Annotated in this window: 16 protein-coding genes; 9 read left to right on the forward strand and 7 right to left on the reverse strand. The window is 72.6% G+C overall.

Going from position 1 to position 16,859, the window contains the following annotated elements; all coding sequences use genetic code 11:
- Positions 1 to 10 precede the first annotated feature (10 nt).
- Together ACIBQX_RS06615 and ACIBQX_RS06620 are read left to right on the forward strand one after the other, a co-directional pair.
- Entirely contained in the window at positions 11 to 1,783 is a 1,773-nt protein-coding gene (locus ACIBQX_RS06615) for an NAD+ synthase (protein WP_397001319.1), read from the forward strand.
- Positions 1,784 to 1,873: 90 nt separating this feature from the next.
- Positions 1,874 to 2,353: an NUDIX domain-containing protein gene (locus tag ACIBQX_RS06620; protein WP_397001321.1), complete on the forward strand. Its 480-nt coding sequence runs from the start codon at positions 1,874 to 1,876 to the stop codon at positions 2,351 to 2,353.
- Here the strand turns inward: ACIBQX_RS06620 and ACIBQX_RS06625 are convergent, their stop codons facing one another.
- The 3 genes from ACIBQX_RS06625 to ACIBQX_RS06635 form a co-directional block, all read right to left on the reverse strand.
- Positions 2,354 to 2,956 (reverse strand): TetR/AcrR family transcriptional regulator, encoded by a 603-nt coding sequence (locus ACIBQX_RS06625; protein ID WP_397001323.1) that lies wholly within the window; start codon positions 2,954 to 2,956, stop codon positions 2,354 to 2,356.
- A 7-nt stretch (positions 2,957 to 2,963) separates the two neighbouring features.
- Positions 2,964 to 4,514 carry an MFS transporter gene (locus ACIBQX_RS06630; RefSeq protein WP_397001325.1) on the reverse strand — a complete coding sequence of 517 codons (1,551 nt, stop codon included), beginning with the start codon at positions 4,512 to 4,514 and terminating at the stop codon, positions 2,964 to 2,966.
- 102 nt (positions 4,515 to 4,616) lie between these two features.
- Positions 4,617 to 5,849: an MFS transporter gene (locus ACIBQX_RS06635; RefSeq protein ID WP_397001327.1), complete on the reverse strand. Its 1,233-nt coding sequence runs from the start codon at positions 5,847 to 5,849 to the stop codon at positions 4,617 to 4,619.
- Positions 5,850 to 5,983: 134 nt separating this feature from the next.
- Between ACIBQX_RS06635 and panB the strand changes: the two genes are divergently transcribed.
- Complete coding sequence (gene panB, locus ACIBQX_RS06640; RefSeq protein ID WP_397001329.1) at positions 5,984 to 6,811, forward strand: 3-methyl-2-oxobutanoate hydroxymethyltransferase; 828 nt, start codon at positions 5,984 to 5,986, stop codon at positions 6,809 to 6,811.
- 15 nt (positions 6,812 to 6,826) lie between these two features.
- Here panB and ACIBQX_RS06645 read toward each other — a convergent pair whose 3' ends face one another.
- Together ACIBQX_RS06645 and ACIBQX_RS06650 are read right to left on the reverse strand one after the other, a co-directional pair.
- The gene (locus ACIBQX_RS06645) at positions 6,827 to 7,813 is read right to left on the reverse strand and encodes a threonine/serine dehydratase (protein ID WP_397001331.1); all 987 of its coding nucleotides are present in this window, start codon (positions 7,811 to 7,813) and stop codon (positions 6,827 to 6,829) included.
- 38 nt (positions 7,814 to 7,851) lie between these two features.
- A complete protein-coding gene (locus ACIBQX_RS06650; RefSeq protein WP_397001333.1) occupies positions 7,852 to 9,024 on the reverse strand; it encodes a trans-sulfuration enzyme family protein in 1,173 nt (390 codons plus the stop codon).
- A gap of 60 nt (positions 9,025 to 9,084) precedes the next feature.
- Between ACIBQX_RS06650 and ACIBQX_RS06655 the strand changes: the two genes are divergently transcribed.
- From ACIBQX_RS06655 to ACIBQX_RS06680, 6 genes are all read left to right on the forward strand, one after another.
- Positions 9,085 to 10,521: a PLP-dependent aminotransferase family protein gene (locus tag ACIBQX_RS06655; RefSeq protein WP_397001335.1), complete on the forward strand. Its 1,437-nt coding sequence runs from the start codon at positions 9,085 to 9,087 to the stop codon at positions 10,519 to 10,521.
- A gap of 77 nt (positions 10,522 to 10,598) precedes the next feature.
- The gene (locus ACIBQX_RS06660) at positions 10,599 to 11,282 is read left to right on the forward strand and encodes an alpha/beta hydrolase (protein WP_397001337.1); all 684 of its coding nucleotides are present in this window, start codon (positions 10,599 to 10,601) and stop codon (positions 11,280 to 11,282) included.
- A 45-nt stretch (positions 11,283 to 11,327) separates the two neighbouring features.
- On the forward strand, positions 11,328 to 12,215 hold the full coding sequence (locus ACIBQX_RS06665) for an ABC transporter ATP-binding protein (RefSeq protein ID WP_397001339.1): 888 nt from the start codon (positions 11,328 to 11,330) through the stop codon (positions 12,213 to 12,215).
- Positions 12,212 to 12,931 (forward strand): ABC transporter permease, encoded by a 720-nt coding sequence (locus tag ACIBQX_RS06670; RefSeq protein WP_397001341.1) that lies wholly within the window; start codon positions 12,212 to 12,214, stop codon positions 12,929 to 12,931. Before ACIBQX_RS06665 ends, ACIBQX_RS06670 begins: the two co-directional genes overlap by 4 nt.
- 8 nt (positions 12,932 to 12,939) lie before the next feature.
- Positions 12,940 to 14,025 (forward strand): sensor histidine kinase, encoded by a 1,086-nt coding sequence (locus tag ACIBQX_RS06675; RefSeq protein WP_397001343.1) that lies wholly within the window; start codon positions 12,940 to 12,942, stop codon positions 14,023 to 14,025.
- A 115-nt stretch (positions 14,026 to 14,140) separates the two neighbouring features.
- Positions 14,141 to 14,746 (forward strand): DNA-binding response regulator, encoded by a 606-nt coding sequence (locus tag ACIBQX_RS06680; RefSeq protein WP_397001345.1) that lies wholly within the window; start codon positions 14,141 to 14,143, stop codon positions 14,744 to 14,746.
- A gap of 128 nt (positions 14,747 to 14,874) precedes the next feature.
- On the opposite strand, the gene npdG is transcribed toward ACIBQX_RS06680, so the two are convergent.
- On the reverse strand, positions 14,875 to 15,528 hold the full coding sequence (gene npdG, locus ACIBQX_RS06685) for an NADPH-dependent F420 reductase (protein ID WP_397001347.1): 654 nt from the start codon (positions 15,526 to 15,528) through the stop codon (positions 14,875 to 14,877).
- Positions 15,529 to 15,606: 78 nt separating this feature from the next.
- Positions 15,607 to 16,749, reverse strand: coding sequence for a lipase family protein (locus ACIBQX_RS06690; protein WP_397001349.1), 1,143 nt, complete (start codon positions 16,747 to 16,749; stop codon positions 15,607 to 15,609).
- Positions 16,750 to 16,859 lie beyond the last annotated feature (110 nt).

The following is a 16,859-nucleotide window of genomic DNA, read 5'->3' on the forward strand; positions in this document are numbered from 1 at the left end:
GCTGTTTCCCGTGGCACAACTGCGCATTGCCCTGGCACAGACGAACCCGACCGTCGGCGACCTGACCGGCAACGCCGACCGGCTGATCACCTGGACCCGTGACGCCGCCGAACGCGGCGCTCACCTCGTGGTGTTCACCGAGATGTTCCTCACCGGCTACCCCGTGGAAGACCTGGTGCTGCGCACCTCGTTCGTGGACGCCAGCATCGCGGCCCTGGACGAGGTGGCCGTGAGGCTCCAGCGGGAAGGGCTCGGCGAGCTGCCCGTGGTCGTCGGCTACGTCGACCGGGCCAACCGCGCCCCCCGGGTCGGCCAGCCCAAGGGCGCCCCCCTCGACGCCGCCGCCGTGCTCCACCAGGGCCGGGTGGTCACCCGCACCGCCAAGCACCACCTGCCCAACTACGGCGTCTTCGACGAGTACCGCTACTTCGTCCGCGGCGACCGGCTGCCGATCTTCCGGCTGCACGGGGTGGACGTGGCGATCGCCGTCTGCGAGGACCTCTGGCAGGAGGGCGGCCCGGTCTCCGTCGTGGGCCAGGCCGGAGCCGGGCTGCTGGTCGTGCCGAACGCCTCGCCGTACGAGAAGGAGAAGGACGACGTCCGGCTGGAGCTGTGCGCGCGCAGGGCGCGCGAGGCCGGCTGCGCGCTCGTCTACGTCAACCAGGTCAGCGGTCAGGACGAGCTGGTCTTCGACGGCGACTCCCTGGTGGTGGACGCCTCGGGAGAGCTGCTCGCGCGGGCCGCCCAGTTCCGGGAGGAGCTGCTGGTCGCCGACCTCGACCTGCCCGTCTCCACCGCCGAGCAGGGCACGTTCCCGTACGACGCGGGCGACGGATCCACCATCACCGTCGAGCGGCTCGTGCTGTCGCAGGACCCGGTCGCCCCGTACCTGCCCGAGCCCGCGCGGCTGGCCGAGCCGCTGGACACAAAGGCCGAGGTCTACTCGGCGCTGGTCCTCGCGGTCCGTGACTACGTCGCCAAGAACGGCTTCCGGTCGGTGATCCTGGGCCTGTCCGGCGGCATCGACTCGGCGCTCACCGCGACCATCGCCGCCGACGCCATCGGGCCCTCCCGGGTGCACGTCGTGCTGATGCCCTCGCGCTACTCCTCCGCCCACTCCCTCGCCGACGCCGAGGAGCTGGTGCGCAGGCAGGGGGTGACGTCCCAGGTGGCGCCGATCGCCGACATCGTCGCCGCCTTCGAGAAGGAGATCGAGCTGTCCGGCCTCGCGGCCGAGAACCTGCAGGCCAGGGTCCGCGGCATGATCCTCATGGGACTGTCCAACGAGCACGGCCACCTGGTGCTCACCACCGGCAACAAGAGCGAGCTGGCGACCGGCTACTCCACCCTGTACGGCGACTCCGCCGGCGGCTTCGCGCCCATCAAGGACGTGCCGAAGCTCATGGTGTGGGACCTGGCCCGATGGCGCAACACGCACACCGACCCGACGTTCCTGCTGGAGGCCGCCCGGCCGATCCCAGAGAACTCCATCACCAAGGAGCCGAGCGCCGAGCTGCGCCCCGACCAGCGCGACACCGACTCGCTGCCGCCCTACGAGGTGCTGGACCTGCTGCTCGACGACTACGTGGAGAAGGACATGGGCTCGCGCGAGCTCATCGCCGCCGGGCACGATCCCGAGCTGGTGACGCGGGTGATCGGGCTGGTGGACGGGGCCGAGTACAAGCGCAGGCAGTATCCGCCGGGCCCGAAGATCACCCCCAAGAACTTCGGCCGGGACCGCCGCCTGCCCATCACCAACCGCTGGCGGGAGAAGGCTCCCTAGAGGCCGCTTGGGCTCCCTGCCGTCCCGAGAAGGGAGGTTTGTCACCTTCCGTTCACTGGTGCTTGGCCACTGCTCACGTACTGTCAGAGAGTGAGCGATCACGATGCGCCGCCCGCCCGGGCTCGCGCCGCCGCCGGAGCCCTGTTCTTCGACGAGGGTGACCGCGTGATGCTGGTGCGGCCCACGTACAAGCCCTCCCTGGACATCCCCGGCGGGCACGTCGAGCCGGGCGAGACGCCCTACCAGGCGTGCGTGCGCGAGGTGCGGGAGGAGCTCGGCATCCGGCCGCCGATCGGGCGGCTGCTCGTGGCCGACTGGGCGCCGCATCCGGAGCTGGGCGAGCTGATCCTCTTCGTGTTCGACGGCGACGTGCTCGGGCCGGAGGCGCGGGCGCGGATCACGTTCGCCGACCACGAGCTGAGCGCCTACGACTTCTACTCGGTGGACGAGCTGGACGACGTGCTGATCGAACGGCTCGCCCGCCGGGTCAAGGCCGCCGCCGTCGCCCGCGATCTGGGCGAGACCGTCTATCTGGAGCACGGCCGCCCGATCCTGGGCGAAGCCGTCTGATCAGGCGGCCAGACCCGTGAGGATGTGGTCGACGATCCGCTCGGCCAGGTCCTCCGGCAGCTCGCCGGCGGGCCCCCACTTGCCGTACCAGAGCATGGCGCCCGACAGCAGCGCCATGCCCATCTCCACGTCCAGGTCCGGCTGGAGCTCGCCGGTGGCGACGCCGCGCGCGATCGTCTCCCGCATGGCCGCCCGCCGCGGCTCGATCGCCCGCTTGAAGAAGCGCTCGGTGAGCCGCGGGTTGCGGTCCGCCTCGCTCATCGCGATGTTCATCACGCACCGGGCGCGGCTGTGGCCGGACTCCCGGCGCATGGCGTCGACCAGGGCGATCAGGTCGTCGCGCACCGACTTTCCGGCCAGCTTCGGCAGCGGCGCCTTGAGCGTGGCGAGCGCGTCGACGACGAGGTCCTCCTTGTTGGACCAGCGCCGGTAGATGGTCGTCTTGCCGACGCCCGCCCTCGACGCGATCGCCTCGATGGACAGCTCGGAGATCCCCATGCCCTCGGCGATCAGGTCGAGGGTCGCCTCGACGATCGCACGCTCGGCCTTCTCGCTGCGTGGGCGGCCTACCGGACGGGCCGTCACCGGTTCCTGGATGGTCATCGCGGCCTCACACTACCGCTGGTTCCTTCTGCTCCGGCTGCACCACCCGGGGCGGCTTGCCGGGCATCCACCTCGCCACGACGGCGACGCCGAACAGCGCGACCACCGCCGACACCAGCGCGGTGACGTGCATGCCGTGCAGGAACGCCTCGTAGGCGGGCTGCAGCATGGCCTGCCCGCGCTCGCCGAGCTCCCTGGCGACCTCGACGGTCCCCATGATCGACTCGCCACCCGCGTGCTGGGCGGCGGCCGGGAGGCCCTGCAGGGTCGGCGCGATCTCCCCGCGGTAGGTGGACGACAGCACCGAGCCGAGCACGGCCACGCCGAGCGCGCCGGCGACCTGCCGGACGGTGTTGCTCATGGCCGAGCCGACGCCGGCCTTCTCGCGGGGCAGCGCCTCCATGATCGCGGTGGTGGCCGGCGGCATGATGTTCGCCATCGCGGCACCCTGCACGAAGAAGACGACCAGGATCAACAGGATCGGGGTGTTCTGGTCGAACAGGGCGTAGCTCGCCAGCACCAGCGTGACCACGACCAGGCTGACCGTGGCCGACAGCTTGGCCCCGAACCGCTCGTTCACCCGCTGGCTGAGCGGCGAGAAAATGAGCTGCGCCGCGGCGAACGGGATCAGCAGCGCCCCCGCCTGCACCGCGCTGTAGCCCAGCACGATCTGCAGGTAGAAGGTGAGGAAGAACATCCCGCCCATCATCGCGAAGAAGACGATGCCCATCATGGCGATGGCCGAGCTGAACTTGACGTTGCTGAAGTTGCGGACGTCGAAGACCGGGTTGTCGATGCGCCGCTCCCACCAGACGAACACGCCGAGCACGGCCACGCCGAACAACGTGGGCACCAGCACCTCGGCGGAGGTGAAGGTGGCCAGCTCGCCGCCCCGGATGATGCCGTAGACGACGGCGACCAGGCCGATGATCGACAGCAGCACGCCGACGGGGTCGAGCTTCGACGGCTTCGGGTCACGCGACTCGGGCACGATCCCGGCGATGAGCACCATGCTGATCAGCACGATCGGCACGTTGACCAGGAAGACCGAGCCCCACCAGAAGTGCTCGAGCAACAGGCCGCCGGTGATCGGCCCGATCGCGACCGCCAAGCCGACGCCGGCCGCCCAGATTCCGATGGCCTTGCCGCGCTCACTGGGGGGGAAGACGTTGGAGATGATGGCCAGCGTCGCGGGCATGATCGCCGCGCCGCCGATGCCCATCGCCGCCCTGGCCAGGATCAACTGGGTCGGATCCTGCGCATAGGCGCTGGCCAGCGAGGCCAGGCCGAACAGCAGCATGCCGATGAAGAGCATCCGCTTGCGGCCCGTGCGGTCACCGATCACCCCGAAGGTGAACAGCAGTCCGGCGAACACCAGCGTGTAGGAGTTGATCGCCCACTCCAGCTCACTCTGCGTCGCCCCCAGCCCGGCCACCGGGTCGGCGATGGTCTTCATCGCCACGTTCAGGATCGTGTTGTCGAGCACGACCGCCAGCAGGCTGAACACCAGCACGCCGAGGATCGCCCAGCGGCGTGGATGGCCCGTGTTGGGGTTCACAACAGCACCTCAATTTCGATACGGTCAAGTTTCGCTACGCAACCGTATCGCAAGGCATTTCGATACGCAACGGTGCCGTTTCGTAATATGAATCACACTCGCTCAGCCCGGGGCCGGCGCCTCCCGCAGCGCGTCACCGCTCAGGTCGCCGCTGAGCGTCTCCGCGGGCGGCCGCGGCGGCCGACGCGAGAACGGCAACGCGACCAGCACGATCGCGACGCCGATCAGCCCCGACACGGCGAACGCCCAGCCGGCCCCGTGGGCGTCGATGATCGCCCCGGCGACGGGCGCGGACGCGGCCGCACCGATCAGCAGGGCGGTGCCGTGCAGGCCCATGGCCTCTCCCCTGGCCCCGGCGGGCACCCTGCGGGTGAGCGCCTCGACGGTGGACGACAGCGACGGGGCGCACAGCAGGCCCGACGGCAGCAGCGCGAGCACCAGCCACCACCACGCGCCCGACACCAGCCCCACGGGCACGGTGAGCAGGGCCATGCTCGCGATGAGCAGCAACGGCGAGAACCCGCGCGACAGCCCGCCATAGACGAACCCACCGGTCAGGGAGTAGACGCACCAGATGCCGACGGCCAGCCCGATCCACGCCGTCTGCTTCGAGCCCTCCATGGTGGCGACCATCGCCAGCTCGGTGGCGGTGAGCACGAAGGTGGCGGCGGCCACGGTGGCGAGCAGGGCGAGCAGGCCCGGCGTGAGCCACTGCCGCCGCGACACCTTCGCCCCGGGCTCCGCCAGCTCCTCGGCCGACCTGATCGGCGGATTGAGCAGCAGCAGCGCCAGACCGGACCCGGTCAGGCCGATCGCGATGACGGCCATCGTCGGCCCGCTGCCGAACGTGATCATCCCGAACACCGCCAGCGCCGGCCCCGTCATATAGGACAGCTCCACGAACATCGAGTCGAGCGAGAAGGCCGTGCGGCGCTGCTCCAGCGGCACCATCGCGGCCAGGCACTGCCGGACCACGCTGAACACCGGCAGCCCCAGCAGCCCGGCCACCGCCGCCGCGCCGACCAGCACAGGGAACGGCAGCGCCCAGGCGGTGGCCCAGAACAGCGCCTGCGCCGCCGTGGTGACCGCCAGGACGGGACGCAGACCGTAACGGTCGACGAACCGCCCCGACAGCGGGGAGCCGACGGCCAGGCCGACCGTGCTCGCCATCGTGAGCAGCCCGGCCATGATGTAGCCGAGGTCGAGGGACTCGACCGCGTGCAGCGTCAGCGCCATCCCGATCGCCGTGACAGGGACGCGGGCCAGCACGCCGACCGCCAGCAGCACGCCGACGCCAGGGAGCCGGAACAGACGCCGGTAAGGTTCGAGAGCCATTTTTATTGCTTACCTCCGGGCCTATTGTGGCAACCCGTACCGACACTTTCGCCACCCGTTTTCCGCCGTGGCATCATCGGGAGGAGTCCGGGGACGCCGCTGGGGCGCCTCGAGACGTCTCTGGAGGCTGTCTCATGTCTTCATCCACCCTGTACGGCGGCGTCTCCGGTCGCCGCGTCACCGTGCGCGACCTCGCCGCGGCCAAGAAGCGCGGAGAGCGGTGGCCCATGGTCACCGCCTACGACGCGATGACGGCCCGCGCGTTCGACCAGGCGGGCATCCCGGTCCTGCTGGTGGGCGACTCGGCCGCGATGGTCGTGTACGGCCACGACTCCACCCTCCCCGTCACCGTCGACGAGCTGCTGTCACTGACCGCGGCCGTGGTACGCGGCTCCGCACGCGCCCTCGTGGTGGCCGACCTGCCGTTCGGCTCCTACCAGTCCTCACCGGGACAGGCGCTGGAGTCGGCGGCCCGCTTCATGAAGGAGGCCGGCGCCCACGCGGTCAAACTGGAGGGCGGGCGGCGCATCCTGCCCCAGGTCGAAGCCCTGGTCTCGGCGGGCGTCCCGGTGATGGCGCACCTCGGGCTGACGCCGCAGTCGGTCAACGTGCTCGGCGGCTACCGCGTCCAGGGGCGCGGCCAGGAGGGCGAGGAGCTCATGGCCGACGCCAAGGACCTGGAGCGGGCCGGCGCCTTCTCCGTGGTCCTCGAATGCGTGCCCGCCGACCTGGCCGCGCGGGTGACCGCGTCGCTGGCGATCCCCACGATCGGCATCGGCGCGGGCCCCGGAACGGACGCCCAGGTGCTGGTCTGGCAGGACCTCATGGGCCTGACGCCACACCCGGCCGCCTTCGTCAAGCAGTACGCCGACCTCGCCGGCGACCTCGACCGCGCCGCCCGCGCCTTCACCGACGACGTGATCAGCGGCGCCTTCCCCGCCCCCGAGCACACCTACCGGTAACCGCCGCTCCGGGGGTCAGCCCTGCCCGTGCGCCAGGGTCGCGGTGTCGGTGTTGGCGCCGCACACCAGCACCGCGACCCGCTCGCCGGGCTCGGGGACGTAGACGCCCGACAGCAGCGCCGCGTACGCGGTCGCGCCCGCGTGCTCGGCGACCAGGTGATGCTCTTCCCAGAGGGTACGGCGCGCCGCCACGATGGCGTCGTCCGTGACGAGCACGCTCAGCGCGCCGGCCCGGGACAGGATGTCGTAGGCCAGATCGCCGAGCCGGCTGGCGCCGAGCGCGTCGGCCGCGACCCCGCCCACCTCGACGGGCACCGGCCCGCCCGCCTTGAGCGCCTCGTGCAACGTCGGGATCCGCTCGGGCTCCACCGCGACCAGCTTGGGCCCCCCGGCGAAGCCGGCGGCCCCGGAGTGCCCGGGAACCCCGGAGGAGCCGGTGGAGCCGGTGAGGATGCGGGCGCCCACGGCCACGCCGGCCGCGAAGCCGCCGCCGCCGACCGCCGCGACGACGGTGTCCACGCCGCCCGTCTGGGCCATCAGCTCCAGTCCGGTGGTGCCCTGACCGGCCACCACCTCCGGCTGGTCGTAGGCGTGCACCTTGAGCGCGCCCGTCTCGGCCGCGCGCTTGGCCGCCGCCTCCGCCGCCTCGGAGTAGATGGCCCCGGTCTGGGTGACGTGGGCGCCGAGGGCGCGCAGCCCGGCCAGCTTCACCGGGCTCGTCACCTCCGGCACGAAGATCTCCGCCCGGACGCCGAGCGCCCGCGCGGCGTAGGCGACGGCGAGCCCGTGGTTGCCGCCGCTGGCCGCGATCACGCCGTCCTCCGGGAGCTCGCCCGCCGACAGGATGCGGTTGAACGCCCCCCGTACCTTGAACGATCCGGAGTGCTGGAGCTGCTCCAGCTTGAGGAACCGCCCCGGCGCGATCTCGAGCACGGGCGTGCGCAGCACATGGCCGCCGATGCGCTCGGCCGCGCTCACCACGTCCTCGTATGACACCGTCATCACAGTTAGCCCTTCGATCGTCGGCTGCTCCCTCAGTTCTACGTCAACGCCTGCTCGAAGTCGGCCCACAGGTCCTCGGGGTGCTCGATGCCGACGGCGACCCGCACCGTGCCCTCGCTGATCCCGTGCCGGGCCAGCTCGTCGGCGCTCAACGCGCGGTGTGAGGTGGTGGCCGGGTGCAGGATGAGCGTCTCGACACCGCCCAGCGAGGGAGCCAGCAGCGCGAGCCGTACCGAACTCATGAACTTCTCCCCCGCCGCGCGCCCGCCGGCCAGGTCGAAGGCGAACACGCCGCCGAAGTCCGGCAGCAGCTTGCCCGCGAGCTCGTACGACGGGTGCGACGGCAGGCCGGGCCAGTGCACGGCCGCCACCGCGGGGTGGTCGGCGAGGCGGGTGGCGAGCAGCCGGGCGTTGGCGCAGTGCCGCTCCATCCGCAGCGGCAGCGTCTGCAGGCCGCGCAGGGTGAGCCAGGCGGCGAACGGGTCGGCCGACGCGCCGAGTTCGATGGCGAAGTGCCACACCTTCTTGTAGAGCGCGTCGTCGGCGAAGACGGCCATGCCGCCGACGACGTCGGTGTGCCCGGACAGGTACTTGGTGGTGGAGTGGATGACGATGTCGGCGCCGTGCTCGATCGGGCGGCAGAGCATGGGGGTGGCGAAGGTGTTGTCCACCACGGAGACGAGGCCGAGCTCGCGTGCCGCCGCGAACATCCCCGGCAGGTCGGCGACCTGGCCCATCGGGTTGGCGATGGTCTCCAGGTAGACGAGCTTGGTCTCGGACCGCACGGCGGCGCGCAGGGCGTCGGGGTCGTCCTCGGGCACGTAACTGACGGTGATGCCGAACCTGCCGGCCAGCTCGTTGATCATCGCGGCGGTCCCGCCGTACAGGGCCTGCTGCGCGATGAAGTGGTCGCCCGGCTGGAGCAGGCCGAGCAGCACGATGTTGACGGCGCCCATGCCGGATCCGGTGGCGACGGCGCCGCTGCCGCCCTCCAGGCCGGAGATCGCCTGTTCGAGGGAGCGGACGGTGGGGTTGGTGTACCGGCCGTAGACGAACGGGCCGTCCGGGCGGCTCATCGCGTTCGCCATGACCTCGGGGTCGTCGAAGACGAAGCCGGAGGTCTGGTAGAGGGGCACGGCGATCGGGCGGCTGCCCTCGATGATCGGCTGGGGCAGGTGGACAGCCCTCGTTTCGGGACGGTAAGCGCTCATACCCGTAAGGATGTCCGCGAAGTAGGCCCTCCAGCAGAGCCAATCAGACAAAATTGGTTCATGAATGAGGCCAATGCCGATGACCTGGTCGACCGGCTCGGCCGCTGGGCTTCCGGTCGTGGGCCCCTCTACCTGCTGCTCGCGGCCCGCCTGCGGGCGCTCATCGACGACGGCGTGCTGCCTCCCGGCCTCCGGCTGCCGCCGGACCGGATGCTCGCGGGGCGGCTGGCGGTCGGCAGGGGCACCGTGGTGGCCGCCTACGACCTGCTGCGGCAGCAGGGCCGCGTGGTGCGCCGCCAGGGCAGCGGCACCCGGGTGGCCGCGCTGGATCTGCCCGCCACCCGTACCGCCGACGGGGTGGTGGCCAACCCGCTGCTCCTGCACATCCTGGACCCGCCGGACGGGGTGCGGCTGCTGACCTGCGCCGCGCCGGACGAGCCGCCGCCCGAGCTCGCCGAGGCGTACGCGGAGGCGATCGAACGCCTGGCCGGGATGCGCGACCTGGGCTACCAGCCCGCCGGGAACGCGGCCCTGCGTGCGGCCGTGGCCTCCTACTACCGCGACCGCGGCCTGCCCACGACCGCGCGGGAGATCATCGTGACGACCGGCGCGCAGCAGGCGCTCACGCTGCTCACCGGCCTGCTGGTGTCGCCCGGCGACACGGTGCTGACCGAGTCCCCGACCTACCCGGGGGCGATCGAGGTGTTCCGGCACGCCGCCGCCGTCGTCCGCCCCGTGACGCTGGACCCGCCCGGCCTGGCCGCCGCGTCGCGTGAGCGTCCCGCGCTGATCTACGCGGTGCCGACCGCGAGCAACCCCGCCGGCTCGGTCATGGACGCGGGCAGCCGCAGACGCCTGGCCGCGTTCGCCGCCGGGCACGACGTGCCGCTGATCGAGGACGAGGTCTGCGCCGAGCTCTGCTTCGACGGCCGGACCCCCGCTCCCGTCGCCTCCTACGCCCGCGGCGAGCAGGTCATCACGATCGCCTCGCTGAGCAAGGTGGTGTGGGGCGGGCTGCGGATCGGCTGGATCCGCGCCCCCGCTCCCCTGATCTCCCGGCTGGCCCGGCTGCGCGCCGTACACGATCTGGGCGGTGAGGTGGTGGGCCAGCTCGCCGCCGTCGCGCTGCTGCGGCGGCTGGCGGACATCCGGCGGGCGCGCGTGCGCACGCTGCGCGCCCGCCACGACCACCTGTGCGCCGAGCTGCGCGCGCACCTGCCGTCGTGGTCGTTCGAGCCCGCCCAGGGCGGTCAGACGATCTGGGTACGGCTGCCGCGCGGCGAGGCGGGCTCCTTCGCGCAGGTGGCGCTCCGGCATGGGGTCGCGGCGCCGCCCGGCAGGTCGTTCGACCCGCTGGGCGGTCATGAGGACCACCTGCGGCTGCACTTCCTGTTTCCCCGCGAGGAGCTGTCGCAGGCGGTGCGCGCGCTGGCCGCCGCCTGGCGCTCCTACGACGGGGTGAAACACCCCGCCTCCCGCCACACCCTCATCGTCTGACCCGCGGCCCTGGAGGACTCCTCCGCCCTGAGCTGACATGGCGGGGAGGGGTGCGCGGGGTGCGGCAAGGTGGGCTTATGACGTTCGTGCTCGTGCACAGTCCCAGCGTGGGACCTTCGACGTGGGCGCCGGTGGCGGCGGCGCTGGAGCGCAGGGGACACGCCGCCGTGGTGCCCGACCTGACCGGGGTGACGGCCGGCCCCGCGCCGTACTGGCCGAGGGTGGTGGCGGCGGTGCGCGCGGCGGCGCCCGAGACGCCTCTCGTGCTGGTCGCGCACAGCAACGCGGGGCTGTTCCTGCCGGTGGTCAAGGAGGGGCTGGGCGAGCGGGTGGTGGCGTGCGTGTTCGCGGACGCCCATCTGCCGCCGGCGCGCGGGCTGGTGCGGGCCGGGCAGGAGGGCTTCCTGCCGTTCCTGCGCGAGCTGGCCGGCGCCGACGGGGTGCTGCCGCGCTGGACGGACTGGTGGAGCGAGGAGGACGTCGCGCCCATGTTCCCCGCCGACGCGGCCGTGCGGGAGCGGGTGGTGGCGGAGCAGCCGAGGCTGCCGCTCGGCTTCTACACCGACCCGATCCCGGTGCCCGCCGGGTGGGACGCCGTCAGGTGCTCGTGCCTGTGGTACGGCCCGCCGTACGACACGGTGGCCGAGGAGGCGCGGCGGCGCGGCTGGCCGGTGCTGCGCACGCCCGGCATGCATCTGCACCAGCTCGTGGACCCGGAGGAGGTGGCCGGCGCGCTGCTGAGGCTGTCGCGAAAGTCATGAATTCTTCACTGCCGTCCGGAACGCGCCGCCGACATAGTCACAGTCATGACAGCGATTCGGGTGCACGACCTCAGGAAGAGCTACGGCGACTTCGCGGCTCTACGGGGCATCTCGTTCGAGGTGCCCGCCGGTGAGATCTTCGCGCTGCTCGGCAGGAACGGCGCGGGCAAGACCACGGCCGTGGAGCTGCTCGCGGGCTTCCAGCGGCCCGACGGCGGGACCATACGCGTGCACGACCTCGACCCGGTCGCCGACCGCGCGGCCGTGCGGCAGCGGACCGGCATCATGCTGCAGGAGGCCGGGTTCTTCCCCGACCTGACCGTGGCGCGGACCGTCGACACGTGGCGCGACTTCACCGCCGCGCCCCGCCCGCGCGGCGAGGCGCTGGAGCTGGCCGGCCTGACCGCCAAGGCGGGCACCAAGGTGCGCCAGCTCTCCGGCGGCGAGAAGCGGCGGCTGGATCTGGCACTGGCCCTGCTGGGCGGCCCGGACGTGCTCTTCCTGGACGAGCCGACCACCGGCATGGACGCGGAGGGGCGGCGCGACACCTGGGAGGTGGTGCGCGGCCTGGCCGCGCGGGGCACCACGATCCTGCTCACCACCCACTACCTGGAGGAGGCGCAGCGGCTGGCCACCTCGATGGCGATCCTGGACGAGGGTGAGATCGTCGCGGCCGGCGGCATGGCGGAAACGCTCGCCGCCCGCAGCGGCCGGGTGGCGTTCCGGCTGCCCGAAGGCGTGCGGCCGGCCGACCTGCCGCTGCCGGTCACGGTGGAGGGCGAGATCGCCGTCTGCCGGGCCGACGACCCGGACCTGGCCGCGCAGACGCTGCTGACCTGGGCCGCCGGACGCGGCCTGCGGCTGACGGGCCTGGAGGTCCGCGCGGCCACGCTCGAAGACCTCTTCCTCGACCTGACCAGGAGCGCCCGATGAGCCTCGCCGCCACCTACCGCCTCGGCACCCGCCTGTTCTGGCGGGACCGCACCATGCTGTTCGCCTCGGTCGTGACACCCGTGGGGCTGGCCGTCGGGCTGCCGGTGCTCATGCGCAACGTCCGGCCCGGCAACCTGGCCGACGTCGCCCAGCTCTTCCACGGCCTGCTGGCCGTGCTGCTGGCGATCACCGCGTTCATGAACATCGTCGTCGCCCTGACGAGCCGCCGCGACCAGCTCGTGCTCAAGCGGCTGCGCACCACGCGACTGACCGACGGGCAGATCCTGGCAGGTCAGATCGCCAGCACGGTGACGCAGACCGTGGGCCTGATCCTGCTGTCCATGGTGGCCGTGCGGTTCCTCGCCGACGTGCCGTTCCCGCCCGACCCGCTGCTGTTCGGCGCCGCCATCGTCGCGGGCTCCGCCGTGATGGCCCTGCTCGGCGCCGCCTACACGGCCGCGATCTCGCGCGCCGAGCTGGCCGCCGCCTACACCGTGCCCGTCTTCCTGCTGGCCGGGATCGGCGCGGGCGCGATGGGGCCGATCCCGCTGCCTTCCTTCGTACGCACCGCGCTGGACCTGCTGCCGACCACCGCCGTGGTGGACGCCATCTCCACCGGCGCGGTGGCCGGGCCCGCCCTCAACCTGGCCTGCTGGGCGGCCGTCGGGGCCGTGGCGCTGAGGCTCTGGTTCCGGTGGGAGCCACGACGGTCATAATCGTGCCCGTGACCTCCACCTCCGCACGGCGTCTGGCGGCCGGCCTGATCACCGGCGTGGCCATCACCTACTCGCTGCCGGGGCTGGTGTACGTCTTCATCGATCCGATGTACGGCCTGGTGGCCGGCCTCGCGATGCTCGGGATCGTCTGCCTGCACTACCTGAACATGCGGGCCGGGCTGCGCGGGGAGCGGCCCCCGCTGTTCCCGCTCACCCTGGCGGGGCAGGCCGTCGTCACCTACCTGCCCGACTTCCTGCTGCCCACCGGCTACTCCGCGATCGCCGCGCCGCTGCTGGCCGGCGCGGTGCTGGTGCTCCTGCCGCTGCGCTGGGGCGCCGCCGCCGTGACCCTGATGGTCGCCTACGAGGGCGTGGCCCTGTTCACCGGACTGCCCGCCATCGTGATCACCCTCTTCTACGCCTCCTCGGTGCCCATCACCGGCGCGCTGACCTACGCCCTGGTCCGCTTCGTCCGTGTCACCGCCGACCTTGAGCAGGCCAGGGCCGAGCTGGCGGAGGCCGCGGTGCTCAAGGAGCGGCTGCGCATCTCCCGCGACCTGCACGACGGCCTGGGGCGCAGCCTCACCGCCATCGCGCTCAAGGGCGACCTGGCCTCCCGGCTGCTGGACCGCGACCCGGACGCGGCCCGGAGCGAGGTGGCCGAGCTGGTCAAGGTGGCCAGGGAGGCGGCCCAGGACGTGCGGCAGGTGGCGCGCGGCTACCGAGAGCTGTCGCTGGCCGGCGAGGTGAACCGGGCCGTGGCGCTGCTGGAGTCGTCCGGCGTGAGCTGCCAGGCCCACCTCGCCGACACCCCGCTGCCGAAACGCTCGGACGAGACGCTGGCCTGGGCGGTGCGCGAGGCGGTCACCAACGTCCTGCGGCACAGCCTGGCCACCACCTGCACGATCACCACGTCGGCGCACGAAGGGCGGCTGCGCCTGGAGGTGGCCAACGACGGCGCCACCGGTGAGCGCGCCCCGGCCGGCGGCGGCCTCACCAGCCTGGCCGAACGCGCCGTCCAGGCGGGCGGCACCCTCACCGTCGTCCCCAGCGGCCCGAACGGCTTCCTGCTGGCCGTGGAGGTCCCGGCATGAGACCGGACGGCGGACGTACAGATAGACGTACAGACATGAGAGCGGACAGCGGGCGTGCGGACATGGGAGCGGACGGCGGACGTACAGGCATGACGGCCGACGGCGGGTGGGTCGCGTGATCAAGGTGCTGCTCGCGGAGGACATGCACATGATCCGGGCCGCTCTCACAGCCCTGTTGCGGCTGGAGCCGGACCTCGAAGTGGTCGCCGAGGTCACGCGCGGTGACGAGATCCTCCCCGCCGCGCTGGCCAGCCGCCCCGACGTGGCGGTCCTGGACATCGACCTGCCGGTCCTGGACGGCATCACCGCCGCCGTCTCGCTGCGCGAGCGGCTGCCGTCGTGCCGGGTCCTGGTGCTCACCGCGCTGGGGCAGCCGGGTCAGGTACGCCGCGCGCTCACGGCCGGCATCGAGGCGTTCCTGGTCAAGGACGCGCCCGGCGACCGCCTGGCGGACGCCATCAGGCGCACGGCGGCGGGCCTGCGCGTGCTGGACGCCGAGCTGGTGTCCTCGGCGATGGAGTACGGCGAGAGCCCGCTGACGCCGCGCGAGTCGAGCGTGCTGAAGGAGGCGGCCAGAGGGTCCTCGGCGGAGGAGATCGCCTCCCGCCTGCACCTGTCGCCCGGCACCGTGCGCAACTACCTGACGGGCGCGATCGCCAAGACCGGCGCCCGGAACAAGATCGACGCCATCCGCATCGCCGAGGACGCGGGCTGGCTGTGACTGACCGCCCGGCGGGCCGGCCACGACCGTACTGCCGACGCGGGGCCGGCCGTCGCCGGACTGCCGACGCGGGGCCGGCCGTCGCCGGACTGCCGACGCGGGGCCGGCCGCGATCGGCCGGACGGCCGTCAGATGTCGGTGACGCGCAGGCCGGCGTGCGCCTTGTAGCGGCGGTTGATCGAGATGAGGTTGGCGGTCAGCGCCTCCACCTGGAAGGCGTTGCGCAGCCGGCCGCCGAAGACGCCGCGCACCCCGGGGATGAGCTCCGCCAGGGCCTGCACCGTGTCGGTGGCCTCGCGGTCGTCGCCGAGCACGAGGACGTCCAGGTCCACCTTCTCCACGGCCGGATCCATCAGCAGCACGGCGGACACGTGATGGAACGCCGCGACCACCCGGCTGTCCGGCAGCGCCGCCGCCGCCTGCTGGGCGGCGCTGCCCTCCGCCACGGGCAGCGCGTAGGCGCCCTTCTTGTCGAACCCCAGCGGGTTCACGCAGTCGACCACGATCTTCCCGGCCAGCTCCGTGGCCAGCGACTCCAGCAGCGCCTTGTGCCCGTCGTAGGGCACCGCCACGATCACGATGTCGCATCCGGCGGCGACCTCGGAGTTGGCGGCGCCGGTCGCGCCCGCGCCGATGGAGTCGGCCGCCTCGCTCGCCCGCTCGGCGCTGCGCGACCCGATCACCACGCGCAGCCCGGCCATGGCGAACCGTAGCGCCAGCCCTTTGCCCTGGTCACCGGTGCCGCCGAGGATGCCGATGGAAAGCCCGCTCACGTCAGTCATAGCCTCGATCATGCCAGCTTCGCGCCGATGGCCATCGCCGGGCCCCGGCTGGACGGGGGCCCGGCAGCGGGGCACCGGTCAGCAGTTGCCGAAGGCGGGCAGGCCGTACAGCCGCAGCGCCAGCCACTCGATGGCCAGCGGCCCGCCCTGGACGGCGCCGAGCACATGGCTGTTCGCCGACAGGGACGCCCATCTGGCATTCACGCCGGCGGCGCAGTACTGCGTGCGCAGGGCGGCGCCGACCTCGTGCGGGATGGTCTCGTCACCGCGTGCGTGGTAGAGGAACATCGGCGCCCGGGGAGGAGTCGAGCCGAGCCGGTTCTCGGCGAGGCGGGCCAGCCACTTGGGCTGGTTGAGCAGGTCGACGGTGCTGATGTCGGCGAAGCGGAGGCCGGCCAGCTTGCCCAGGTCGCCCACGCAGTCGTCGGCGGCGTCGGCCAGCAGGTCGCGGCCCCGGTCGTTGAGGTCGGCCTCAAGGTCGAGCTCCGGGTAGGCGGCGTCGAGCCCGATGCCCGCGGCGGCGGCCAGGCCGAAGTCGTCGGTGCCGTCCAGGTGGTCGGCCACGGCGTGCAGGTCGGCGGGGACGCCGCCCGCGGCGACGCCCTTGAGCCGGAGCTCCGGGGCGTAGGCGGGGTGGAGCTGGGCGGCCCAGCCGGCGGACGCGCCGCCCTGCGAGTAGCCCATCACGGCCACCGGGGCCCGGTTCGACAGGCCCGCTCCGGGGACGCGGGTGGCGGCCCTGATCGAGTCGAGCACGGCGTGACCCTGAGAGACGCCCGCCATGTAGGTGTGCGTGCCCGGGGTGCCGAGGCCCTCGTAGTCGGTGACGGCGACGGCGAAGCCCTTGAGCAGGAACAGGCTGATCAGGGCCAGCTCCGCCTCGCGGCCCTCGCTCATGCTCACCGAGGGGGCGCACTGGTCGCCGAGGCCGTGGGTGCCGGTGGCGTACCCGACGATGGGCCGCGCGCCGAGGGAGTAGCGCGCCTTGGGCACCAGGAGGGTGCCGGAGACGGCGTTGAGCGAGCCGGTGGCGGAGGTGGAGCGGTAGACCAGGTGCCAGGCGTTGACCGGCACCTCCAGGTGCCGGCCGGGCAGCAGGTAGACGGTGGTGGGCTCGGCTGTGACGACGTCGCCCGCCGTGGCGGCGTGCGCCGGGGTGGCGACGAGGGACAAGATCAGGAGCAGGATCGCGGACACGCTGACGCGGACACGTAACTTCATGTGTGCCGTCTCTCTCGAGGGGGGTGCGCTCACGGGACGGCGGCGCCGCGAAACCGATCGTTACCCGCCGGTAACCACCTGTCAAGAGTACGAATGACGGTATAACGAGA

Source organism: Nonomuraea sp. NPDC049714, from assembly GCF_044465295.1.
Taxonomy (GTDB): Bacteria; Actinomycetota; Actinomycetes; order Streptosporangiales; family Streptosporangiaceae; genus Nonomuraea.